We start from the raw sequence: 22,839 nt of genomic DNA, 5'->3' as shown, positions 1-22,839 counted from the left end.
CACGGTTGCCATCCCTCGTGGATCCCGCCCGTATCTTCGACGAGTTTCCGGCCCCGGAATACCGGGGGAACCAGCGCCAGGCGCTCGCGGACATCCGCGACGCCTTCGCGGCCGGCAACGACGTGGTGCTGGTGCGTGCGCCGACCGGGAGCGGCAAGTCCCTGCTCGCGCGTGCCATCGCCGGCTGTGCCCGGACGGCGGGAGAGGCCGGGGCCGAGGAGGTCATCGACGCCTACTACACGACCCCGCAGGTCTCGCAGTTAGACGACGTGGCGGAGGACCCGCTGCTCTCGGATCTCGAAGTGATCCGCGGGAAGAACAACTACGACTGCATCCTCCCCGGCGAGACCGACACGCCGGTCGATCAGGCACCCTGTGCCCGCGAGCGGAAATTCGACTGTCAGGTGAAACACCGCTGTCCGTACTTCTCGGACCGGGCGATCGCCTCGAACCGGCCGGTCGCGGCGATGACGCTCGCTTACTTCATGCAGACGGCCGGCTCGGACGTGTTCGGCCCGCGCGACGTGGTCGTGATCGACGAGGCCCACGGGCTGGGCGACTGGGCGGAGATGTACGCGACGATCGAACTCGGACCCGAGACGGTGCCGGTCTGGGAGGACACCAGGCCCCAGGCGGTCGACGATCTGGAAGACGCCGCGGGCTACGCGCAGCGACTCGCCGACGTGGGCGAGCGCCGGGTGCAGGAACTGCGCCAGCAAGAGGAGCTGACGCCCGAAGAGGTGGCCGAGCGCGATCGACTGAACAAACTCCGACAGGACCTCTCGTGGTTCGTCGAGGACTACCGCGATCCCGAGAGCGTGACGACGTGGGTCGTCGACCAGCCAGAGGGCGAGGGCGGGAGCGTGACGATCAAACCGCTGGATCCGGAGAAGTACCTCAAGCACACGGTCTGGGACCGCGGCCAGCGCCACGCCCTGCTGTCGGCGACGATCCTCAACAAGGAGGCGTTCTGTGCCAACGTCGGACTCGATCCGGACAACGTCGCCCTCGTGGACGTGGGCCACACCTTCCCCGTCGAACACCGGCCGCTGTACGACGTGACCCAGGGGAAGATGACCTACGAACACCGCGAGGAGACCCTGCCCAAGATCGCCCGGATCGTCGTCCGGGCGATGCAACACCACCCCGACGAGAAGGGGCTGATCCACTGTCACTCCTACGCGATCGCCGAGCAACTCGAATCGCTGCTCGTCGACTTCGGCGTCGGATCGCGCCTGCGGAGCCACGACAGCGAGGATCGGGACGGGCAACTCACCGCCTGGAAGCGCAGCGACGACCCCGACGTGTTCCTCTCGGTGAAGATGGAAGAGGCGCTGGACCTGGAGGGCGATCTCTGTCGCTGGCAGGTGATCTGCAAGGCACCGTATCCCAACACCCGCGACTCGCGGGTCGCCCAGCGCCTGGAGGACGGCCAGTGGGGATGGTACTACCGCACGGCGCTGCGGACGGTCATTCAGGCCTGTGGCCGCGTCGTCCGTGCGCCGGACGACCACGGCGCGACCTATCTCGCGGACTCGTCGCTGCTGGATCTGTTCGAGCGGGCCCGCGTCGACATGCCCGACTGGTTCGCCGAGCAAGTCGATCGGATGGCACCGCCGGACCTGCCCGCGTTCGATCCCGCGAGCGCGCTCGGTGGCGGCGGCTCCGGTGATTCGACTGGCGACAGTGCCAGTAGCGGGCGCTCGCGTTCGCGGTCCCGGCGGCGCTCCTCGGGAACGAGTCCGATGGCCGACGTGTGGGACACCGAGTGAGACGAGCCCTACTGGGAGTCCGTCTCCGGCGGGTACTGTAGGTCCGTCCAGTAGATGGTTCCCTCGTAGCGAGCAAGCCACGTCCCGCCGTGTTCGGTGGTGTCGATACCCGCTCGGTCGCGGAAGCGATCGGCCAGTGATCGGAACGCGTCGGGCACCTCGCCGCCGTCGGGGAAGTAGCTCCCATCGATCGCCTCGGTGACGATCTCGCGTTCTGCCTCGGAGAGCCCCGAGAGGGAAAACAGGTACTGCTCGCGGAGCTGTGCGCCCAGATCGGTAGCGCTCTCGGCGACCTGCTCGGCGCTGTACTCGTAGGTCTCGATCGTCACCTCCCCGCCGTCGGCCACTCTGACGCGGTAGGTCGACCCCTCGTGAGAGATCCCCTCGTACGCGGGATCGGAGGCCAGGACGCTCTCGGAGACGTCTTCGTACCGGTGTGAGCGCCCGATGTCGAACCCGTCGTTGTCGGGGTGATCTGCTACCGGCGGGATCAACTCGCCCAGCGCCCGCTTGTCGGCCTCGGGCAGGTCCTCGTAGGCGATCACCGACGACGGGGTCGTCTCGGGGTCGTAGTCGACGTCGATCGTGTACCGGGTCTCGGTACGGCTGTCGACGACCTCGTGAGTGATCCGGTAGTACGCGCCCTCGTGTTCGATCGGACGATCCCGTTCGTAGGGATACCGGCCCTCCCGTGTCGGTGCGTCACCGGCGACGGCGGCGTCGATCAGTGCTTTCCGTTCTGGCGGGAGTCCCTCCGTCTCGCCGGCATATCGCTCGGCGATGGCGCTGTCGCTCGTCAGTTCGCTCATCGAGAGCGAACCGTCGTAGGGGTGGCCACAGCCTGCGAGGGGGAGGGCAACGGCGGTCGCTGCGGTCGCGAGGAATGTTCGGCGGCGCATACGTCGGAGCACCGCAGGGTGTAGTGAATAGTTTGTGATACGCCATCGACAGTAGCCGCGGCGGCTGAGCGGCCGGCCGATCAGAACATCGAGAGTGCGTAGGCGGCCGAAGAGCCCACCATGAGCAAGACGAGGACGATCGCGAGGATTTGCTGTCGATCCATACCCACGCCTTGCCAGTGAGAACGGATAGTCGTTTCGAGGCGCTACGGCATCGTCTCCCCCGGCGTCGACAGTTTCGCCCAGTAGATCCGGCCGTCGTATCGGACCAGCCAGTGGCCGGTTTCGGCCGTCGATCGGACCGGCTCGTGTGAGCCAAGTCGTTCGGTCAGCGACCGGAACGCCCGGTTCGGGCTGTCGGGATAGTAGCCCTCGTCGGCGGCCGCCAGGACGATCTCCCGTTCGGCCTCTGGGAGTCCGCTGAGGGTGAACAGGTACCGCTCGCGCAGCTGACGGCCGAACGCCGCCGGGCTGTCGGCGATCCGATCGGCGCTGTACTGGTATCGGTCGACTTCGATCTCGCGGCTCCCGCCGACACCGACCCGGTAGGCGGTGCCGTCGTAGGAGAGCGCCTCGTACTCCGGTTCCGGGACGAGGACGCTCTCAGTGTCGTCGAGGTACGTGTCGGCAACGTCTACGTCGAAGCCCCTGCCGGTCGGGGGGTCTGCCGGCGGCGGCAAGAGCCGGGAGAGGGCGCGCCTGTCGACGGCCGGGAGGTCGGCGTACGCGACGACCGACGACGGTTCCGCGACCGGATCGTAGTCGATCTGGAGATCGTACTGGGTGGCCGAACGGCGCTCGACGACCTCGTACCCGATGTCGTAGAACGCACCGTCGTCTTCGAACGGCCGGTCGGCGTCGAACGGCGGACCGGTGTCTGCTCTGGTCGGCGTCTCGCCGTCGATGGCGTCCCTGACGAGGGCACGGGAGTCCGGCGGGAGAGCGTCGAGGTCTTCGGCGTGGCGTCGAGCGATCGCCGCGTCGGACGCCATCGACGCCATCGTCAGCGAGCTGTAGTCCGGACGCACACAACCGGCAAGCGGGAGGGCGAGAGTCGTCGTGGTCGCGAGGAACGAACGGCGGCGCATACGTACCCGATCCGAGACCAGCGCCGAATAGGTTCCGGACGCGGACGGGCGGCTGTCACCGCTGGGAGCGGTTCGCAATCCCGAGCAGATGCCGACACGATCACTCGATCCGGGCGTCGACGACGACGTGTGCGACGCCCTCGCTGTAGCTCTTGACTCGTCGGGTGTCGAGGATCTCGACGCCCCGGCCCGCGTCGGCGGCCGCGGCCTCGATCCGCTCGATCGGGCGCTCGAAGACCAGCCCGTCGGGCGTCGCCTCGTGCATGTGGACGACGCCGCCGGGAGCCAGCGCCGGCAGTGCGGCGTCGAGATACTCGTGGGCCTCGTAGTAGCCCATCACGATCCGGTCGACCGGGTCGGCGGCGAGATCGGGAGTCACGTCCCGGCAGTCGGCCCGGTAGGGCTGGACCCGGTCGGCGACCTCGTTGAGCTGGACGTTCTCGATCAGGTACCGGAAGGAAGCGGGGTTGCGCTCGACGGCAGTGACCGTCGCCCCAGCGCGGGCCATCGGGAGCGTGAAGTAGCCGATGCCGGCGAACATGTCGAGTACCCGCTCGCGCTCGCCGCTTTCGATTGCACCGCTGGCGCTCGTCGAGGCTCCCGACTCGCTCCGTCCCTCGTGGGCCTCGCGGACGACCTCGCCCATGTGGCTCCGCTCGGCCTTGTTGCCCGGCGAGAACATCACCTCGGCGAGGTCCAGCGCGTAGGCGGTCCCGTGCTCGCGGTGGACGGTCTCGGTGTCGCCGGTGCCGGCGACGACCTCGACCGCGGGTTCGCGGTGTTCGCCGGTGATCGGCCCCCGCGCGAGGACGGTGTCGGCCTCGCCGTGGAGCTGTAAGAGTGCCTCACCGACCTCCTCGGGCCGTGGCGCGTCGCCGATGTCCACGAGGACGACGCTGCCGACGACGGCCCAGGACGCGGGTGCCCGATCGATCTCCGCGTCGGTCCACCCCCGTTCCCGGAGGTAGTCGTCCAGGTCTCGGAGCCGGGGCTCGCCGACCTGCTTGACCACGTCTCGAACGGCGAGGTCGGCGGGGACGCTGGTCACCGGGACGGCGACGCTGTCGTCGTCCCACGGCTGGACCGTCCGGTCGTCGTCGTAGGCGTCCAGTTCCCGGAGCCGGTCGATGACCGTCTGGGTGCGGTCGCGGGCGACGACGACGGCCAGTCGATCGTCTGCGCTCATCGTGGGACGACAGGCGGCCGGGACGGAAACCCGTTTCGTGTCGACCGGTCGGCCGTCAGCCGGTCGTACCGGCCACGGCAAACCTCAAGCGGGGCCGAACCCGTACACGGCCCCCTCCCGAAGTCTCTCCTCAGCTCTCGTCGGGCAGGACGTGCAGCCCCTCGCGGTGTTTGAGGACCGGCACCTCGTCGGCGTCGGTGTCGAGGTAGTCGGGACGGGGGATCGTCTTCGACTCGTAGGTCTCGGGGTCGAGCACCTGGACCGCACGCTCGTCCTCGACGGCGACGAGGGTGGTCCGTTCGGCGTCGGCGTCGGTCCCCAGGCGGCGGGCGTCGGGGGCGTTCTCGTCCTTGAAGGACGCTTCGAAGGAGTCGCCCGTCGCGAGGCGCGTCCCCTTGAGGTTGCCCTGCACAGAGCGGACCAGCACCGGACCGTCGCCGTCCTCCGGATCGATCACCTCGCCGGGGCGATAGCGCGGCAGCCGGATCGCGTACGTGACCCGATACACCTCGTTGCCGTCCGTGTCTTCGGTGACCAGCGTCTCGTTGTCGGTGAACGTCCCGCCCAGCTCGGTCGTGATCTGGCGGGCGACTTTCATCCCGATCTTGTTGGTCGAGACCTTGATGTTGACGCCCGCTTCGGGCTCGGAAATTTCGGTGACGAAGGCGTCCCGGTCGCCCGTGGCCTCCATGGCGTCGACGACCTCGTGGGCGATCTCCTTCGCGCGTTCTGCCTCCTCGTCGGTCGGCGTGCGCTCGTCGGCCCGCACCTGCACCGTCGAGGCGTACGAACCGCCCGCGATCTTGCCACAGCGCGTGCAGGTCTGGCGGCTGATCTTGACCGGGACGACCACCTCCTCGGTGACCGGCGTCTCCCGGATGACCCCGGAGAACTCCGCGTGCATCCGGATCGTGTTCTTGTCGACCTGTTCGGGCGCGACCTGCCAGGCGACCGACTGGGCGTCGACGTGGACGCCAAGGGCCTCGCTCACCTCGTCGACGGCGATGTCGGTGTAGTCCTCGGCACCCACGTCGACCCAGCGGTTGCCCCGGTGGACGGCACCACACTGGGCACAGACCCGGACCTCGATGCGGTCCGGCGCGTCGACGAGATCGAACTCCTCGAAGTAGCAGGCGTCACAGAGCACGCTGTCGGGGTCGTGCTGGCCCGCGACGCTCGGGCGCTCGCGCTCGTGGTCCGGTATCTCGTCGCCACAGCGCGGGCAGAAAGCTCCGGATCGACTCATTGCGACGCCGTTGGTGGCTGTCGCGGTTAAGTCGTGCGTTCCGGAGTCGGGAGCCGAATCTTCAGGCGTTCAGGACCCAGAACCGATAGTTCAGCAGGGCCGCGAACAGGACCCAGACGAGATAGGGAACCAACAGCGCCGCCGCCCGGCGGTCGACGCGATCGAAGGCCCACGTCGTCGGGACGATCAGGACCGCCAGCGCGACGATCACCCCGAGCGCGGCCAGCGGTCGCTGGAGCGTGAAAAAGACCGGCGTCCAGGCGACGTTGAACGCGAACTGGAGGGCAAACAGCCCCAGCGCGACCCGGACGCGACGCTCGTCCAGCCCCTCGCTGGCGACCAGGTAGACCGCGACGCCCAGCAGGGTAAAGAGCAGCGTCCAGACGACGCCGAAGGCCCAGCCCGGCGGATAGATCGCTGGCTCGACCAGCCCCTCGAACCACGCCGAGTCCGGGCCACCGAGGACGGCCGGGACGCCGCCGACGACGTTGACGAGGACGACGGCCGCCAGTGCCCAGAGGAGATCGCGACGATCGAACCGATCGGGAGCAGCGTCGGCGAGTGACATACAGATAATACAGCCAACAGGAACAAACCAGTTGTGGTCGAATCGGCTCCGTCGGTGTCGTTGCGTGCCAGAAACCGGTAGAAAGCGGCGAGATCCATTCGCAGTCCGTCGAACAACCCTTTTACTCGTCAGCCCCGTAGCACGGATATGGAGTGGCAAACAGACTGGGGTCTCCGCGCTCGCATGATCCTGACGATGTTTCTGCTGTTCGCGCTGTACATCGTCTTCGTCGCGGTGATGACCCAGACTCGCTTCTTCGGTATCGCGATCCTGGGGATGGGCGTGTTCCTGCTCGGACAGTTCTTCTTCAGCGACAAACTGGCGCTGTACTCGATGGGTGCCCGCGAGGTCGAACCCGACGAGTACCCGGAGCTCCACCGCTCGATCGAGCGCCTCGCCCAGCAGGCCGACCTCCCGAAGCCGACGGTCGCCGTCGCCGACTCTCGGGTCCCCAACGCCTTCGCGACCGGCCGCTCGAAGAAGAGTTCGGCCGTCTGCGTGACGACCGGGATCATGGAGACGCTGGATCAGGAGGAACTGGAGGGCGTCCTGGCTCACGAACTCGCTCACATCAAGAACCGCGACGTGATGGTGATGACCATCGCCTCGTTCCTCTCGACGATCGCCTTCCTCGTCGTCCGGTGGGGCTGGCTGTTCTCGGGCGGGCGGGATCGCGGGGGCAACGGCGGCGCGCCGGTGCTGGTCGCGATCCTCGTCTCGCTCGTGGTGTGGATCGTCTCGTTCCTCCTCATCCGTGCGCTGAGCCGCTACCGGGAGTACGCCGCCGATCGCGGCGGCGCGTCGATCACCGGCAACCCCTCGGCGCTCGCGACGGCGCTGATGAAGATCGACGGCCGGATGGACAAGGTCCCCAAAGAGGACATGCGCGATCAGGCCGAGATGAACGCCTTCTTCATCATCCCGATCAAGTCCGGCTTCGTCGGGAAGCTGTTCAGCACGCACCCCTCGACGGAACAGCGGATCGATCGCCTCCAGGACCTGGAGCGCGAGCTGGAACAGCGGTAACTATCAGTTCTACATAACTGTCGGTACTTGAATAGTCGGGAACTGGTCAGAGTACCCACCGAAATTCAAAAGCGGTGAGCAGATTCGTCTTCGAGGTCGCTGCGAAGTTCTCGGTAGACAAAGAGAAGCTGACGTGCTCTCGAAGCGAGGTCACGGACACCGAACGCTATTCCCCTACTTTCACCACGGATAGCCCGCCTGCACTTCGGTATGTCACAGGCAGGCCGGTCGAACGTCAACTGATGCGCTACTGTTCGGAGACAGTCACAAATGCGAAGCCATACGCAAGTTACCACTCCTCTCGGACCATCGTGGTGCGACGTGGCGGGGGCGTCCGTGTCGCCGTACGGACCGTCCTCCCGTGACGAACGCCGGTGTAGACGAGACTGGTGACGGTCCCCATCGCCACCATTATTGGCGTCGGCGTCCTTCGATGGACGATGAGTGATTCGCTTAGCCACGGTGTCCTGACACACGACATCGAGTCAGTGTCGGCCGACGAGGTCTCGGCGGACGTGCTCCGGTCCGGACTCGAACACGAGACGAACCTCGTTCGTACTCACGCCGTGCGGGTCGCCGCCGCCGTCGCGGACGACGACCCCGCGACAGCGGTCGAACACGCTCCGCAGTTGATCGCCAACCTCGAACACGAGCGGACGAACGTGAAGCTCCACAGCGCGCTGGCGCTGGCCTCGCTCGTCGACGAAGCGCCCGAGGCCGTCGAGGACGCGGTCGGACCGATCGTCGACCTGCTCGATCAGGACCCGCCGATTCTGCAGCTGGCGGCCGTCCAGTTCGTACGCGAGTCGATCACGACGATGCCACGAGCCTACCGTCCCCACCTCCAGCAGCTGGTCGATCGGACGATGGAAGACCCGGCGGTGGATTTCACCGAGGGACGGGCCGGCGAAACGCCGAGCCAGGAGCGAGCGGAGTTCTACCAGAACGTCTCGGAAGACGAGACCAAACGGCAGTGGGCGACGCGGGTCGTCACGGCCAACATGATCGCCGAGCTGGCGTCGATCGAGCCGGCGGCCGTCGCCGACCACATCCCGACGCTGGTCGGCGTCCTCGACAGCGAGAGCGACGCCGTGGGGGTGTTGACGACGGTCGCGAACATCGTCGCGTCGGTCGCCGAACACGATCCGACGCTCGTCGACGGTGCCGTCGATCCCCTCGTCGAACTGCTGGCCCACCACGACACGCCCACGGTCAGTACGGCAGTCGCCGCGCTGGGCTTTCTCGCACCGCCAGCCGCGATCGAGCCGCTTCGCGACGTCGCTGCGGACGAGCAGCGTGACGAGGACCTGCGCGAACTGGCCAGCGAGACGGCGACGTTCATCGAGGAACAGGCCGACGCCTAGTACTCTTCTATCTCGCGGCGAGTACACGCGTAGAACACGAGGAAGGCAGTCCCACCAGACACCGTCAACAGGCCGACGTTGACGAGCGAGAGGGTGTACGACGCCGTTCCCGGCTGTCCGACCACCAGTCCGAAGATCGCGAGCAAGAGCAAGAAGATGTGGACCATGACGGCGAGCCAGATGTACGACCGGTACGCACACATGGTCCGCCAGAAGGCCTCGAAACGCGCCATGGAAGTGTACTACCGGCGAGTAGACAAGAATCTTGCTCTGTCCACTGGCATTGGATCACGGGCGTCGAAGAAACGCGGATGGGCAGACCGCTGCTACTGTCAGGTCACCGCCTCACGACCGTAGCGGCGAGGGTCCTGACAGACTGCGAGCAGGATCAGTCCGTCAGTTCCGGGCTCTCCCAGTACTCGTGGTCCTCGTCCTCGCGGAAGCACCTGACGCGCTGGTTCTCCGCGTGGTAGCTCTGTGGGTCTGCCTGCCGGCAGGCTTCTCGGGCCTCCGGACACCGCGTCTGGAAGTTACAGCCCTTCGGCGGATCGACCGGATCCGGGATGTCGATCTTGCGCATCGGCAGGTCGCCCGCGTCCTGCAGGGAGAGGTCCGGCGTCGCCCACCGGAGGACGTTGGTGTATGGGTGGTGGGGATCCTGGATCATCGCCTCGGCCGGACCGATCTCTGCGATCTGTCCCAGGTACATCACGCCGATTCGCCCACCGCTGTGGGCGGTGAAGTAGCGAGCGTTCGAGAGGTCGTGGCTGATGAACACGTAGGAGGTGTCGAACTCCTCTTGGAGGTCGAGCATCAGGTCCATCATCTCGACGCGCAGCGACACGTCCAGTGCGCTGATCGCCTCGTCGGCCAGGATCACGTCCGGGTTCATCAACAGCGCCCGGCAGAGGGCCACGCGCTGTTGTTCGCCGCCCGAGAGCTGGTGTGGGTAGCGCTCGGCGAAGTCGGCGGCCGGCGTCATACCCACGCGCTCCAAGAGCGCGTAGATGCGTTCGCGCTTCTCCTGTTTCGAGAGGTCCGGGTTGACCTGTCGGAGCGGCTCCGAGAGGATCGAGACCAGCCGGCGGTTCGGGTTCAGCGACGCGCCGGGGTCCTGGTGGATGATCTGCAGCGATTGGCGGATGTCGGCCCACTCGGTGTCGGTGTCGACCTTTCCGTCACGGATGTCCCAGATGTCTTCGCCGCGGTACTTCACCGAGCCGCCGGTGGGTCGCTGGAGACCGATCGAGGTCTTGCCCAGCGTCGTCTTCCCACAGCCGGACTCGCCGACCAGTGCGATCACGTCGCGCTCGTAGATGTCGAGCGAGACGCCGTCGACCGCTCTGACGACCTCGTCTTCGCCACCGAAATCGAGGAGCGACGACTTGTTCTCGAAGTGAACCTCGACGTCTTCGAGGCTCAACACGACTTCGTCACCCGGCATCACTCCTCACCTCCGGAGCGGGCGGCGTCGCCAAGGTTCTCCGAGTAGTTGAGCGAGATTTCGTTTCGTGCGTCCTCCCAGTGGTAGCACGCAGACGCGTGACGATCGCTGATCGACGCGTAGTCCGGTTCCGAGGAGCGACACTGCTCGTCGGCCAGCGGACACCGCGGATGGTACGCACAGCCGTCTGGCACGTTGATCGGTGCCGGCTGTGAACCGGGGATCGGGACCATCTCTTCGATCGGTGCGTCGAGGTTCGGCGTCGAGTTCAGCAGCGCCCGCGTGTACGGGTGGGCCGCGTTCCGGACGATCTCTTCGGTCCGTCCGATCTCGACGGGGTGGAAAGCGTACATGATCGCGAGTCTGTCTGCGAGTGCCGCGATGAGCGGGAGGTCGTGCGTGATAAAGACCATCGTCAGGTCGTACTTCTCTTTGAGCTCGCGGAGCAGTCGCAGGATCGAGCGCTGCATGAGCAGGTCCAGCGCCGCCGTGGGCTCGTCCATCACGAGGACCTCCGGCTCCAACACCAGCGACAGGGCGATCAGGGCCCGCTGTTGCATCCCGCCGGACAGCTCGTGGGGATAGGAGTTCAACACGCGGTCAGGTTCGAGATAGAGGTCCTGGAGCAGTTCGCGAGCGAACTCCAGCCCCTCGTCGACGTCCGCGTCGTGGGCGGACAGCGTCTCCTCGAAGTGCTTCCCGACTCGCATCGTCGGGTTGAACGACGACATCGCGCCTTGGAACACCATCGAGATCTCTTCCCAGCGGAGCTGTCGCAGCTCTTCGGTCGTCAGGTCGAGCACGTCGACTGGCTCGCCCTCACTCGGGTTGTACGTGACCTGTCCGCGCAGTATGCCGGGGTCTGGAATCGAGTCCAGCATCGACTCGGCGAGCATCGACTTGCCCGAACCGCTCTCGCCGATGACACCGATCACTTCGTGACGGTGAACGTCCATCGAGACGTGATCGAGGACGTAGGAGTTGCCGTCGTCGTAGGTCACCGAGGCGTTCCGGATCTCTACGACGGGATCCTCTGCGTCTGGCTCGCGAGTTTCGACAGTGGTACTGGCCATTTAGACACCCCCCGTGTGGACGACATCGTCATCATCTTCTTCGATCGACTCCGACTCCCCGGCCATCCGAGTGCGAACGCGCGGATTGAAGATCCGGTCGAGCCCCTGGGCGAGCAACACCAGCGAGAGCGACAGCAGGGCGATGGGGATCATCGGAACGATCACCAGATACTCCGAGCCGCTGCCGACAAGCGCGCTGTAGTCGTTGTACGCACTGTCGAGTTGCAGCCCCCAGTTTGCCAGGTCCGCCGGCAACACGCCGAGGTAGTACAGTCCGACGCCCGCGAAGATGCAGTATCGCGCGGCGAACGCGAAGTTGACCAGGATGTACGGCATCAGGTTCGGGATGATGTCTTTCGTCAGAATCCGCCGGGTGCTCACACCCATCGTCCGCGAGGCCTCGACGTACGACTCCTCGCGCAGCGTCAGCACCTGCGACCGGATCGCTCGGCCGAGGCCGGACCAGTAGTTGATCGTGAGGAGGATCCCCACGACAGCCGGGTTCTCGGGCTTGATGGTCACGGCCAGCACCATCACCAGCGGGAGTCCCGGAATCGACATCGCGATGTCCGAGATCGTCGTGATGACGCGGTCGGTCGTGCCGCCCTTGTATCCCGCGACGGTCCCGGTAAAGACCGCGACGAACGTCGAGAAGACCGCACCCGCGGTCACCAGGATCAGCATCGACGGCGTCGCGTGGATGACCTGCGCGAGGAGGTCGGTCCCCGACGGGTTCGATCCCAGCGGTGCGTTCATCGTCTCGAACGGCTTGAGGCTTCGCTCGACCTGGTTGGTGACCGGTGCCGGATACACCCGCGTCCCGACCAGTGCGATGAGGATGAACACGAAGAGGATCACGCCGCCGATGAGGGTCCGCGAGTCGTCGAGGGCGACGAGACCCGGCTTGTAGATGAACTCCTCGTAGAAGTCTCGCAGCCGTTCGCTGCGAGACGTTTCGACAGTCGAGGTCTGTGTTTCGAAGACGAACTCTTCTCCGTCCGTGTCTGAGTCAGTATGCTTCACTTGCATCACCCGATTTGACCCGCGGATCGACCCATGAGTAGGTCAGGTCTGCGATCAGCACTGCGATGACGAGAACGATGGTAAACACCAGGAACACGCCCATCAGTATCGAGTAGTCCTGGATTTCGAGCGCGTCGAACATGACGTAGCCGATCCCCCGGTAGGTGAACACCTGTTCGAGGATCACGGAGTTTCCGATGTTGAAGCCGATCAGCGTCAGGAAGCCGGTGTACATCGGCAAGATCGCGTTTCTCGCAACGTACCGCGTCGAGATCCGGCGGTCAGAGAGCCCACGAAGTCTGGCCACACGGACGTAGTCTTCACCCAGCACCTGGATGCTGTTCCCACGCATCGACAGCATCTGGAGCCCGGCCTGGACGACGACGACCGACGCGATCGGCAGCGCCGCGTGGTGTAGCACGTCGATGACGAAGCCGACCGAGAGGCGCACGTCGGTCAACGCCGTCATCCGGCCACTGGCCGGGAAGAACTTGTTCTGGTAGGCCAGGAACAGCAACAGGATGAACGCGAACACGTAGAACGGGATCGATCCCAGGAGGACACCCACCACCGACGAGACCTTGTCGAACGTCGACCCTTCCTTGTAGGCCGTCAACGCCCCCCAGACGATCGCGATCGCGAAAATCAGGATCGTCGCCACCGTCATCACGAACACCGTCCATGGGAGCGCTTCGCCGATGAGCTGGAGCACCGGCTCCCCCTCTTTGAGCGATTGGCCGAAGTCCCCCTGAAGCAAGTTCGAGACGTATGCGATGTACTGCTCGTGGATCGGCGCATCGACGAGATTGAGTCGTTCTCTGTACACTGCGATCTGGTTATCTATCTCCTCCGGTGTCATGTTCTGGCGAGACAGTTGCCCCCGGAGCTGTACCAGTGGTCCCCCTGGCATCAGTCGAAGGATTCCGAAGGTTAGTGTGATGGCGGCCCACACCGTTAACACGGAGCGAGCTACCCGTTCTGCGTAGTAGCGCATGGTGGAGTCCTTACGCTTCACACAAATATGGATTACGGTTCCCGGCGGTTCGTCGAACCGGGTGCCCCCGAAGAAAACGTCAGTTCATCAACTACGTCGATCGTAGGCCCCCTGTCACTCCGTCGATGCCTGGACCGAGCCTCGCGACGACAGCGGCGTGGCCCCGACCTCCCACCCAGGGGACCGGGCCAGGTAGCTGTCCGTTAGTTACCGTTGTACGTCATCTCGCCCTGGCGCGGGAGCCAGGTGTTGGCGTACTGCACCTGTGCGACTTCGGCGTCTTCGGCCGGCACGTCGAACCGCTTCGAGGAGATGAACGTCTGGTTCAGCCCCTCCTGGATCGGGATCATCGGGAGATCCTGGTTCGAGACCCACAGGAGTTCGAGTGCGAGCTCGGCCTCGGTCTCGCTGTCGGAGGTGGTCCCGAGCGTCCCGACGTCCTCGACGGGGTTGACCGTCAGCTCGCCGGAGCCGTCGCGTGCCGGAACGGTGATGTCGGCTTCGGAGCCACCGCGGTCCTCGACAGCACCCGGATAGGAGTAGTTGTTTTCGCGCAGCGTCGCCTTGGGGTTGACCATCTGGTGACGCAGGTTGTGGTACGGGTGAGCGGCACGCGCGAACGCCGCAGTCCAGTACTCGGCCGTCGCGTCGAAGTTCCCGTTCGCCCAGCGACCGTCGGAGCCACCGAGTTCGCCGAACGGCACCGTCGAGAAGCTCACGTCCATCCCGAAGGCGTTGAGCTGGTCGGCCACGGACTCCATCGCGGTGACCCAGTCGGACCAGCCACCGGGCGCGATGAGCTCGAAGGAGAGGGTGTTGCCGTCCTCGTCCTCCCAGACATCGTCGCCGTTGCGGCTGTAGCCGGCCTCTTCGAGTACGCTCGCGGCCTGCTCGGTCTCCTTGGACTCGCGACCGTACGTCTCGAAGTCATCCATGGCGTCGCCGAGCCAGTTCTCGAGCTGGGCGTTGGGCAGTGCCGTGGGGACGCGCGGAGCGACCTTGGTACGCGGGTCGGAGTTGGCTGCGACCTGCGTCCGGTCCATGGCGTACGCGATCGCCTGGCGGACCTCGCGTCGACCGAGGTGCTCGTGGGTGTGGTTGGGGATCAGCCCGACGCCACCGTTGCGGGGCGTGCGGTACTCGTTGACCGCGTCGGGCAGGTCAGAGACGACGTTGCCCGGCGTGTAGATGGTGAACATGCTCTCGATGTTGCCCGAGAGCAGCGCCTGGTGGATCGCCGTGTTGCCGTCGAAGTACTGGAACGCGTACTCTTTGAAGTTGACGTTGTCCGCATTCGGGTGATCGGCGTGACGCTCCGTGAGGATTACCTGTTCGTCGGCTTCGCCGTACTGGAAGATGCCGTTGCCGATCGGCTCCTCGTCGACGAACTCGGTCAGTGCCGAGTTATCCTCTGCTTCCTGAACCTCCGAGAGAACGTCACCGTAACGGGAGTGCTTGGTGACGAGTCGGTTCTCCATCACGGAGAACTCGATCAGCGACGGGTTGATGTCGCCTTCGACCGTGATGGCGACGGTCCGCTCGTCGATCTCCTCGACGTCGCTGCCCCAGTCCCAGATCGAGCTACCGGACTCGCGGTCGAGTCGCAGATAGGTGGCCAGGTCCTTGGCGGTGACCGGCTCGCCGTCGTGCCAGGTCGCACCCTCCTGAAGCACCATCTCGAAGGCGTCGCCCGTGTACTCCCACTCCTCGATGATCGCGGGCTCATACTCGCCAGTGGCGTAGTTGAACTCCGCGAACGGATCGAAGATGAGTTCGTTCGAGATCTGTGCCGTGTTCTGGCCCCAGGGGTTGAACTGGATGTCCGCGGGCGAAAGGCTCGTCCCGCTGAGGTGACGAACGTCAGCGACCTCCATCGAGTCGTCTTCGGTCGACATGTCGTCGTCTTCGGTCGACGTGTCGTCCCCACCCTCGTCGGCCGGCGTACTGTCATCCGTACCCTCCGAGCCGTCACAGCCGGCAAGTGCAGCAGCACCTGCCGCGCCTGTCAGCGCGACGAACCGGCGGCGGCTAAGAACGTCTTTGTAGTCGTTGGACTTGTCTGCCATATCCACGTTATCCCGCGTCGTTGTCTGATAATAAAGGTTTTGGATGATTCTACACAGGGGGTTCAGATAAGGATTTGAAGAAGTTAGCTAACCTTTTTTCGGCCTATGTCGGAAAACCCGAGCCTCAACGTGCATGTCGAACAGATGGTATTGATCCACACACTGAACGGCGGATGGCTCGCAGACAGCAACGTCTGCCAAGCTATGACGGACATAGTTATGCATATTCCATACAATATTGATGCAGGGAGAAGCAGTCAGCCGGTGAGCAGGCACCACAGCCAGATACATGCCAGCGTCGCCGAGATACCGACGAAAGTGCTTCTCTCCGAGGATTCAGACCCGATACACGATCGAGGACTTCGACGGCGAACGCCGGCTAGCATCTGAGATCGGACCGTCGGCGTACCGGTGTGAGCGAGTCTATTGCGATAGGCAGCCAAGACCATCACTATCGATGTTGAACGAGACACCAATCGACAGCAATTCGTTGTGGGTTCGACTGATAGGGGATCGTTCGACTATCGTCCACCTATGACCGGATCAGAGCGTCTCTCGATAGGTGTTGCGCGATCAGTACGGGAGAGTAACCAGGGAATCAGAGAGCACCAGGAGTGTGCTGGTAGCCACGAGAGGAGAGGATTCAGCTGTTGTCCGATTAAATCCGCTTCACAGACCTCGACGAGAAGGTCTGCGTATTCGTACGACGGTCGTCGAAGACCTGGTCTCGTACTACCCGAACAGTGTCTGGGCGGCTGTATTATCACTTTTCTATACCATCTCACATCTTGAATGTTTGGCGGACAGCCAGAGTCACGCGCGTGAGACGTTCGGTGCTGATACTGTCAGATGTGAATCTGCAAACGACTTACCACCCCACATCGGAGAATATCTTCGTGGACCGAAGCTAACAGTACAGGACCACGTACGCTCGACGATCGGACCGAAACGCACCTCGACCGGCTCGAACTGAGAGAGCAGCGATGTCGTCGGCCGTCCATCCCCGAACGTGATCGGCAGTTCAGAGCTGCGAAGCTGACAGTGCAGGCAGCGGGGTAGAGATTCGGCGAGACACGAGAGACGCAGACTCCCGAACCCTGTTTCGGTTGAGTATCTCTGTGAGAGTGTTTCCCCTAAGATTCCTGATTGTTTCTATATAGCGGCGATGGTCTCGGCACGACTGTCTGTCGGCATTTTCGATCATGGGGTTCATCTGCGAGTTCGACCGCAGTGACCCACTCAACGCCTTTGCTGTGCGTTGTTGGTCGTTCACACGCCCCGTGTCCCCTGTTGACTTTCATCATAGAAAACGCACGCTGGATATGTCCTGAACAACTGGCATACATATACTATCAAGAAACGCCGGGCGGAAGAGTAATACTAGTACAATTGTTATTGCTATCAGAGATCGCCACATCGGCGGCCGAACTCTGAGGACGACTTCCCTCGAGAGCGAGTCTCGACGGACTTGAGAAGCGTGTCGGCCACCCGGAAACGTCGTACAGTCCACTCGTCCAGCAGTGAAAAGATCCGTTATACGGGATATCCCGAGGTCCTAATAACCAGGGACCGTAGATTCTTCCAGTAGGCGGCAACCCAGACAGTGGGAAACACACGTCGGCTGGAGTGGTCCGACGCAGCCGTGTATTGTGCGAAAGATCGTGTACTTGTTCTCTAATAGTGAACAGCTGGCGAGGATAACACTGGTGCTCTCGACACGGGCGTCGGACGGTGCATCGTGACTACCCTTCACCGAACCGCGGCCGTCGATGCCTGTATCCGTCTAGCGAAGCAGCGTATGAGGGTTTGAGTTATTAACGAACCCATTTGTATAGATATTCTCCCATGATATACTTGTTTAGCCCTATCTATATCCGTAATTCTATATTTGGTAGAGTTCTGGGCCAAGTAGTACCACCAATCAGTCATATAAGGTTTATATTGTCTATTCACACACCAGAGTGGGAGATTCCGATCGGTGTGCTGGATGGCCCCGTTCTACAACACATAAGAGCACACGTCCCCACGGAACGTGTATGGGACTGCTGGACGGACTCAAGAGCATCCTCGGGACGAAGGCCGAAGCCGACGCAACTCGGGACGCCGACCCGGAAGACCTCTTCGGGATGTCGACGGCCTACGTCACGATGGAGGCCGACCTGGGCTACGCCCCGACCGGCGACGCCGCGCTGTGTTTCGCCGACGTCGACAACACCGACTTTCAGGACGCCATGGCGGAGGTCGAGGCGATCCTCGAAGCCGGCGAAGTGGATACGGGAACGACCGCCGACTTCACGACCGACGAACACGGCTACGACTGGATCGTCCTCCACGACGACGGCTTCGAGGATCTGGTCACGTCGATCCACTTCGCCGCAGACACGCTGATCGAGGCACGGTACGGATCTCGGCTCCTGGCTGCGGTCTTCGCCTTCGAGCGCGAACGCGACGGACAGCTCGTCTACTGGGTGTACTCTTTCCGGCGAGGTGCGTACTACCCGTTCGCACCGAAAGACGACACGGACCACGAACGCGACGCCAGCGCCGAGTTCAAACTGGACTCGAACCTGAGCGGAGAGCTGACTGTCGAATCGGACAAGGAGTACTGGTATCCGCTGTGGCCCGACCGGCCGGGGAACCACCCGTGGGAGTGACGCCAGTGCCTGACGGCATCGCGGTCTCGGACCACGTCTCGCTGTCGGAGCCAGCGGCGATCGACCCCGACGCCACGCCCGGCGTCTACCGCGTGGTCGGAACCGGCGACGGGACGGTGACGCTCCTCCGGGTCGCTGACGCGGACGCGCGCCGCGAGCACACCGGGGAGGTGTTCACCGTCGACCGCGACGATCTCGCGGCGTTCGAACCGGCCGACGACCCCGACGGTAACCGCTCAGTCGGTGAGCGACTCCGGGGCGGTCTCGATACGCTCGGCTGGCAGCTCCGGGCGTTCGCCGGCTCGCTGGCCGACAGTCCCAGCCGTTCGACCCTCGCGGGGGCCGTCCTGCTCGTCGGGCTCGTCGGCGAGCAGTTCGTGTCCGCGCCCGAGTGGGTCTTTTCGGTCGCGGTGTTCGCGGGGAACCCCTCGCTCGGCGCGCTCGACTCGAATCTACTGTAGCCCGCAGCAAACCAGTTCTCTAACGCTGGTAATCTATATTCGTCTAAACCCTAATATCGGAAAGTTATTTGTACATACCTCTGCAACGCGGTATCGGATGACACGAAAGACGACAGTCCTGTTCATCGCACTCCTGCTCGTGTTCGGCGGCGGCACGGTCGCGTATCTGGTCCAGACCGACGGCGGAAGCGTCGACACCAGAGACGTGCGCTTTGCCGCTCCGGACGGACAGATGATCCACGGGACCCTGTACGTCCCGCCCGGTGTCAGTGCCGACGACCCCAGTCCGGGCGTCGTCGCGACCCACGGCTACATCAACACCCGCGAGACGCAGTCTCCGTTCGCCATCGAGTTCGCGCGTCGCGGGTTCGTCGTCCTGGCGATCGATCAGGCCGGTCACGGCCACTCCGATCCGCCAGCGTTCGGGAACGGCTTCGGCGGCCCGCCAGCCCTGTCGTACATGCGGTCGCTGGCGTTCGTCGACGACGACAACGTCGGGCTCGAGGGGCACTCGATGGGCGGCTGGGCCAGCGTCGCGGCGGCCCAGAGCGATCGCGACGGCTACGAGTCGGTCGCACTGGTCGGCTCCTCGACGGGGAACTCGGGCGTCGCCGAGGGCAACGCGACCTTCCCGCGCAACACGGCCGTCGTCTTCAGCGAGTACGACGAGTTCTCGATGCTGATGTGGGGTGTGCCCCACGCCTCGAACGTCGAGCGAAGCGAGAAGCTCCAGACGTTGTTCGGTACTGACGAGCCCGTCGAAGAGGGCCGGACCTACGGGAGTCTCGAAGACGGGACCGCTCGCCGTCTGTACACCCCGGCGACGACCCACCCCGGTGACCACCTTTCGACGACCGCCGTCGGCGACGCGGTCGAGTGGATGCAGGTGACGCTGGACGGCGAGGACGAACTGCCGCCGGGCAACCAGATCTGGTGGCTCAAAGAGCTGGGAACGCTGGCCTCGCTGCTCGGTGGGGTCCTCTTCCTGTTCCCCTTCGGCGCGATGGTCCTCTCGGACCGGCGCTTCTCGGAGCTCCGTCGGACGGTACCCGAGCCGGCCGGCGTCGAGGGGCGGAGCTGGTACGGCGCGGTCGCGGTGGCCGCACTCGTCCCCGTGGTGACCTACTTCCCGCTGAACCTCGTCGGCCAGGGGTTCGTCCCGATCAACTGGCTGTTCCCCCAGCAGGTCACCAACGGCGTGATGGTGTGGGCCCTGGGGAACGGTCTGATCGTCGCCGGGCTGGTCGGCGCGTGGCACTACCGATCCGACCGTGACTCGCTCGCGCGCTACGGGTTCGACACGGACGGCTGGCGAACGGTCGCCCGGTCGGCCGTCGCGGCGGCGACGATCGTCAGCGGCTTCCTCGGTACGCTCGGAGCCGTTGGCTACCTCTTTGGCACCGACTTCCGGTTCTGGGTGTTCGCGATGAAGCTCCCGACGCCCACGCAGTTCCGGATCGCGCTGGTGTACCTGGTGCCGTTGACGCTGTTCTTCCTCGCACTGGAGCTGCTACTACACGGTCAACTCCGAACGGGTGACCGCTCCTTCCGGGAGGCACTGGCCCACAACTGGATCGCCGTCGTCGGCGGGTTCGTCCTGCTCCTCGCGGTGCAGTACGGCGTTCTCCTGACGGGGAGTCCGTTGCCCGTCGTCCAGCCGCTCCTGACGGTGCTGGCGTTCCAGTTCGTCGCCCTGCTCTCGATCGTCACCGCCGTCTCCACGTACTTCTTCCGGCGGACCGGCCGCGTCTGGGTCGGCGCGTTCGTCAACAGTCTGCTCGTGGCGCTGGTCCTCGTCGCGGGGACCGCGACGCACGCGCCGCTGTAGCCGTCCGGTCGGCTCTCTTTTGGCCGTCCGTTCCCGACGACGAACCGCTGCTCTCGTTTGAACGTTCGCATCGACTGTCGAGTGGCCCGTCGCCGGCAGCCACTTTCACTTTCACTCCCCTGTTAACGGAGGTTTATTACCCCCGACGCACAAGCCCCGTGTATGTCCACATCAGAGGACCTCGAAGAGCTGCCGGGCGTCGGTCCGGCCACAGCGGAGAAGCTCAAGGACAACGGCTTCGACGGCTATCAGGGAATCGCCGTCGCCTCCCCCGGCGAGCTGTCGAACACGGCCGACATCGGCGAGTCGTCGGCCGCCGACATCATCCAGGCCGCCCGAGAGGCCGCCGACATCGGCGGGTTCGAGACCGGCGCGACCGTCCTGGAGCGTCGCGAACAGATCGGGAAGCTCACCTGGTCGGTCTCGGAGGTCGACGACCTGCTGGGCGGTGGCATCGAGACCCAGTCGATCACCGAGGTGTACGGCGAGTTCGGGGCCGGCAAGTCCCAGGTCACCCACCAGATCTCGGTGACCGTCCAGCTACCCGCCGAGCACGGCGGTCTGGAGGGCAGCGCGATCTTCGTCGACTCCGAGGACACGTTCCGGCCCGAGCGGATCGATCAGATGGTGCGTGGCCTCGACGACGACGTTCTCGAAGACACGATGGTCCTGCACGGCGTCGTCGAAGAAGCGGGCGACGCCGACGCGGGCGACGAGGAACTGCTCGAAGCGCTCGTCGAGTCCGTCCTCGACAAGATCCACGTCGCGAAGGCGTTCAACTCCAACCACCAGATCCTGCTGGCAGAGAAGGCCCAGGAGATCGCCAGCGAGAGCCAGGACGACGAGTTCCCCGTCCGCCTGCTCTGTGTCGACTCGCTGACGGCCCACTTCCGTGCCGAGTACGTCGGCCGTGGCGAACTGGCCGACCGCCAGCAGAAGCTCAACAAGCACCTCCACGACCTGATGCGCGTCGGCGACCTCAACAACACCGCCGTCGTCGTCACCAACCAGGTCGCGGCCAACCCCGACTCCTTCTTCGGCGACCCCACCCAGCCCATCGGCGGGAACATTCTGGGCCACACGTCGACGTTCCGCATCTACCTCCGGAAGTCCAAGGGGAACAAGCGGATCGTCAAACTCGTCGACGCGCCGAACCTCCCGGACGGCGAAGCGGTCATGCGCGTCGAAGAGGGCGGCCTGATGGACGAGTAACGCACGACGCCCGCCGTTCGAGACCGGCCCCCGCGATGCGGTGAGAACACTCACCACGACCCCTTCGTTTCCCCTCGAACCCGCCGCCGTCCCGCGTCTTTCGCGCGTCTGACGCACCGCGGTGAAAGTGAAATCGGTCCAGAAGAACCACAAGACGGCAGTCGATCTCTAGTCGAAACGAGGGGGTTCGTGACGTGAGAGCGTCTCACGTCCGTCGAATCAAGCCGCCGACCGAACGGGCGGCAGCATTTTGTGGGATGGTGACGTACCACGCGGTATGAAGTTCGTCATCGTCGGCTACGGTCGGGTCGGGACGCGGACGGCACGCATCCTGGACAGCGAGGGCCACGCCGTCGTCATCGTCGAGAACGACCTCGACAAGGCCGATCGGAGCGCGGAGGAAGGGTTCGAGACGGTCCGGGGCGACGGCAACGACGAGTCCGTCCTCGAAGCGGCGGGGCTGGACGACGCCGACGCCATCGCGGGGCTGACCGGCGACCTCAACACCAACTTCGCGGCCTGCATGGTCGGCAAGGAACACGGCTGTCGAACGGTCCTCCGGATCGACGCCGACTACCGGGAAGAGATCTACGAGAAGTACGCCGCCGACGTCGACGAGATCGTCTACCCCGAGCGGCTCGGTGCGGCGGGTGCGAAGACCGCACTGCTGGGCGGGGATTTCAACGTCCTGGCAGATCTCACCGAACAGCTCTCGGTCGCCAGCGTCACCGTCCCAGACGGATCGCCCGTCGTCGGCGAACGCGTCGTCGCGCTCGATCTCCCCGGCGACGCGCGGATCTACGCCCACGGGAGCGACCGCGAACCCATGACGATCCCGCTCCCACGGACGAAGCTGGCAGCCGGCGACACCGTCGCGGTCATGGCCAGTCCCGAGACGCTCGACGACGTGCGAACGTCGCTCAAGGGAACGTAGT

At 64.7% G+C, this 22,839-nt stretch carries 19 protein-coding genes; 8 read left to right on the top strand and 11 right to left on the bottom strand.

Going from position 1 to position 22,839, the window contains the following annotated elements; all coding sequences use genetic code 11:
- Positions 1–17: 17 nt before the first annotated feature.
- Positions 18–1,772 (top strand): helicase C-terminal domain-containing protein, encoded by a 1,755-nt coding sequence (locus IL252_RS09325; RefSeq protein WP_208627770.1) that lies wholly within the window; start codon positions 18–20, stop codon positions 1,770–1,772.
- 8 nt (positions 1,773–1,780) lie between these two features.
- Here the strand turns inward: IL252_RS09325 and IL252_RS09320 are convergent, their stop codons facing one another.
- The 5 genes from IL252_RS09320 to IL252_RS09300 all read right to left on the bottom strand — a co-directional run bounded on the left by IL252_RS09320 (position 1,781) and on the right by IL252_RS09300 (position 6,759).
- Entirely contained in the window at positions 1,781–2,671 is an 891-nt protein-coding gene (locus tag IL252_RS09320) for a hypothetical protein (protein WP_208627769.1), read from the bottom strand.
- 206 nt (positions 2,672–2,877) lie between these two features.
- Entirely contained in the window at positions 2,878–3,759 is an 882-nt protein-coding gene (locus IL252_RS09315; RefSeq protein ID WP_208627768.1) for a hypothetical protein, read from the bottom strand.
- A gap of 100 nt (positions 3,760–3,859) precedes the next feature.
- Positions 3,860–4,945, bottom strand: a complete 1,086-nt coding sequence (locus IL252_RS09310) for a class I SAM-dependent methyltransferase family protein (protein WP_153552340.1) — start codon at positions 4,943–4,945, stop codon at positions 3,860–3,862.
- Between the two features lie 130 nt (positions 4,946–5,075).
- Positions 5,076–6,191 (bottom strand): 60S ribosomal export protein NMD3, encoded by a 1,116-nt coding sequence (locus IL252_RS09305; protein ID WP_208627767.1) that lies wholly within the window; start codon positions 6,189–6,191, stop codon positions 5,076–5,078.
- Between the two features lie 61 nt (positions 6,192–6,252).
- Positions 6,253–6,759 carry a TspO/MBR family protein gene (locus IL252_RS09300; RefSeq protein WP_208627766.1) on the bottom strand — a complete coding sequence of 169 codons (507 nt, stop codon included), beginning with the start codon at positions 6,757–6,759 and terminating at the stop codon, positions 6,253–6,255.
- 147 nt (positions 6,760–6,906) lie between these two features.
- Here IL252_RS09300 and htpX point away from each other — a divergent pair, with 147 nt between their 5' ends.
- Positions 6,907–7,785 (top strand): zinc metalloprotease HtpX, encoded by an 879-nt coding sequence (gene htpX, locus IL252_RS09295; protein ID WP_208627765.1) that lies wholly within the window; start codon positions 6,907–6,909, stop codon positions 7,783–7,785.
- A 440-nt stretch (positions 7,786–8,225) separates the two neighbouring features.
- Positions 8,226–9,149, top strand: a complete 924-nt coding sequence (locus tag IL252_RS09290; RefSeq protein ID WP_208627764.1) for a HEAT repeat domain-containing protein — start codon at positions 8,226–8,228, stop codon at positions 9,147–9,149.
- Here the strand turns inward: IL252_RS09290 and IL252_RS09285 are convergent.
- From IL252_RS09285 to IL252_RS09260, 6 genes are all read right to left on the bottom strand, one after another.
- Entirely contained in the window at positions 9,146–9,382 is a 237-nt protein-coding gene (locus IL252_RS09285) for a hypothetical protein (protein ID WP_208627763.1), read from the bottom strand. The genes IL252_RS09290 and IL252_RS09285 overlap by 4 nt on opposite strands.
- Positions 9,383–9,537: 155 nt before the next feature.
- Positions 9,538–10,593 carry an oligopeptide/dipeptide ABC transporter ATP-binding protein gene (locus tag IL252_RS09280; RefSeq protein ID WP_208627762.1) on the bottom strand — a complete coding sequence of 352 codons (1,056 nt, stop codon included), beginning with the start codon at positions 10,591–10,593 and terminating at the stop codon, positions 9,538–9,540.
- Positions 10,593–11,666, bottom strand: coding sequence for an ABC transporter ATP-binding protein (locus IL252_RS09275; protein ID WP_208627761.1), 1,074 nt, complete (start codon positions 11,664–11,666; stop codon positions 10,593–10,595). Before IL252_RS09275 ends, IL252_RS09280 begins: the two co-directional genes overlap by 1 nt.
- The gene (locus IL252_RS09270; RefSeq protein WP_208627760.1) at positions 11,667–12,695 is read right to left on the bottom strand and encodes an ABC transporter permease; all 1,029 of its coding nucleotides are present in this window, start codon (positions 12,693–12,695) and stop codon (positions 11,667–11,669) included.
- Positions 12,676–13,683, bottom strand: a complete 1,008-nt coding sequence (locus IL252_RS09265; RefSeq protein ID WP_208627759.1) for an ABC transporter permease — start codon at positions 13,681–13,683, stop codon at positions 12,676–12,678. The genes IL252_RS09270 and IL252_RS09265 overlap by 20 nt, the downstream gene beginning before the upstream one ends.
- A gap of 203 nt (positions 13,684–13,886) precedes the next feature.
- Entirely contained in the window at positions 13,887–15,749 is a 1,863-nt protein-coding gene (locus tag IL252_RS09260; RefSeq protein WP_208627758.1) for an ABC transporter substrate-binding protein, read from the bottom strand.
- Between the two features lie 2,036 nt (positions 15,750–17,785).
- On the opposite strand from IL252_RS09260, the gene IL252_RS09255 reads away from it, so the two are divergent.
- The 5 genes from IL252_RS09255 to IL252_RS09235 all read left to right on the top strand — a co-directional run bounded on the left by IL252_RS09255 (position 17,786) and on the right by IL252_RS09235 (position 22,838).
- Positions 17,786–18,403, top strand: coding sequence for a hypothetical protein (locus IL252_RS09255; protein WP_208627757.1), 618 nt, complete (start codon positions 17,786–17,788; stop codon positions 18,401–18,403).
- A gap of 5 nt (positions 18,404–18,408) precedes the next feature.
- A complete protein-coding gene (locus tag IL252_RS09250; RefSeq protein WP_244256996.1) occupies positions 18,409–18,864 on the top strand; it encodes a hypothetical protein in 456 nt (151 codons plus the stop codon).
- A 97-nt stretch (positions 18,865–18,961) separates the two neighbouring features.
- On the top strand, positions 18,962–20,692 hold the full coding sequence (locus tag IL252_RS09245; protein WP_208627755.1) for an alpha/beta hydrolase: 1,731 nt from the start codon (positions 18,962–18,964) through the stop codon (positions 20,690–20,692).
- A gap of 162 nt (positions 20,693–20,854) precedes the next feature.
- Positions 20,855–21,904 (top strand): DNA repair and recombination protein RadA, encoded by a 1,050-nt coding sequence (radA, locus tag IL252_RS09240; RefSeq protein ID WP_208627754.1) that lies wholly within the window; start codon positions 20,855–20,857, stop codon positions 21,902–21,904.
- Positions 21,905–22,181: 277 nt separating this feature from the next.
- A complete protein-coding gene (locus tag IL252_RS09235; RefSeq protein WP_208627753.1) occupies positions 22,182–22,838 on the top strand; it encodes a TrkA family potassium uptake protein in 657 nt (218 codons plus the stop codon).
- Position 22,839: the final 1 nt, after the last annotated feature.

Source organism: Halomicrobium sp. IBSBa (genome assembly GCF_017612575.1).
Taxonomy (GTDB): domain Archaea; phylum Halobacteriota; class Halobacteria; order Halobacteriales; family Haloarculaceae; genus Halomicrobium.
This window is presented reverse-complemented; position numbering and strand designations above follow the sequence as displayed.

Bases quoted from the DNA above. Each gene is read 5' to 3' on its own strand.
- IL252_RS09320 (WP_208627769.1), bottom strand. From the start codon at position 2,671: ATGCGCCGCCGAACATTCCTCGCGACCGCAGCGACCGCCGTTGCCCTC.
- IL252_RS09315 (WP_208627768.1), bottom strand. From the start codon at position 3,759: ATGCGCCGCCGTTCGTTCCTCGCGACCACGACGACTCTCGCCCTCCCG.
- IL252_RS09310 (WP_153552340.1), bottom strand. From the start codon at position 4,945: ATGAGCGCAGACGATCGACTGGCCGTCGTCGTCGCCCGCGACCGCACC.
- IL252_RS09305 (WP_208627767.1), bottom strand. From the start codon at position 6,191: ATGAGTCGATCCGGAGCTTTCTGCCCGCGCTGTGGCGACGAGATACCG.
- IL252_RS09300 (WP_208627766.1), bottom strand. From the start codon at position 6,759: ATGTCACTCGCCGACGCTGCTCCCGATCGGTTCGATCGTCGCGATCTC.
- htpX (WP_208627765.1), top strand. From the start codon at position 6,907: ATGGAGTGGCAAACAGACTGGGGTCTCCGCGCTCGCATGATCCTGACG.
- IL252_RS09290 (WP_208627764.1), top strand. From the start codon at position 8,226: ATGAGTGATTCGCTTAGCCACGGTGTCCTGACACACGACATCGAGTCA.
- IL252_RS09285 (WP_208627763.1), bottom strand. From the start codon at position 9,382: ATGGCGCGTTTCGAGGCCTTCTGGCGGACCATGTGTGCGTACCGGTCG.
- IL252_RS09280 (WP_208627762.1), bottom strand. From the start codon at position 10,593: ATGCCGGGTGACGAAGTCGTGTTGAGCCTCGAAGACGTCGAGGTTCAC.
- IL252_RS09275 (WP_208627761.1), bottom strand. From the start codon at position 11,666: ATGGCCAGTACCACTGTCGAAACTCGCGAGCCAGACGCAGAGGATCCC.
- IL252_RS09270 (WP_208627760.1), bottom strand. From the start codon at position 12,695: ATGCAAGTGAAGCATACTGACTCAGACACGGACGGAGAAGAGTTCGTC.
- IL252_RS09265 (WP_208627759.1), bottom strand. From the start codon at position 13,683: ATGCGCTACTACGCAGAACGGGTAGCTCGCTCCGTGTTAACGGTGTGG.
- IL252_RS09260 (WP_208627758.1), bottom strand. From the start codon at position 15,749: ATGGCAGACAAGTCCAACGACTACAAAGACGTTCTTAGCCGCCGCCGG.
- IL252_RS09255 (WP_208627757.1), top strand. From the start codon at position 17,786: ATGGGACTGCTGGACGGACTCAAGAGCATCCTCGGGACGAAGGCCGAA.
- IL252_RS09245 (WP_208627755.1), top strand. From the start codon at position 18,962: ATGACACGAAAGACGACAGTCCTGTTCATCGCACTCCTGCTCGTGTTC.
- radA (WP_208627754.1), top strand. From the start codon at position 20,855: ATGTCCACATCAGAGGACCTCGAAGAGCTGCCGGGCGTCGGTCCGGCC.
- IL252_RS09235 (WP_208627753.1), top strand. From the start codon at position 22,182: ATGAAGTTCGTCATCGTCGGCTACGGTCGGGTCGGGACGCGGACGGCA.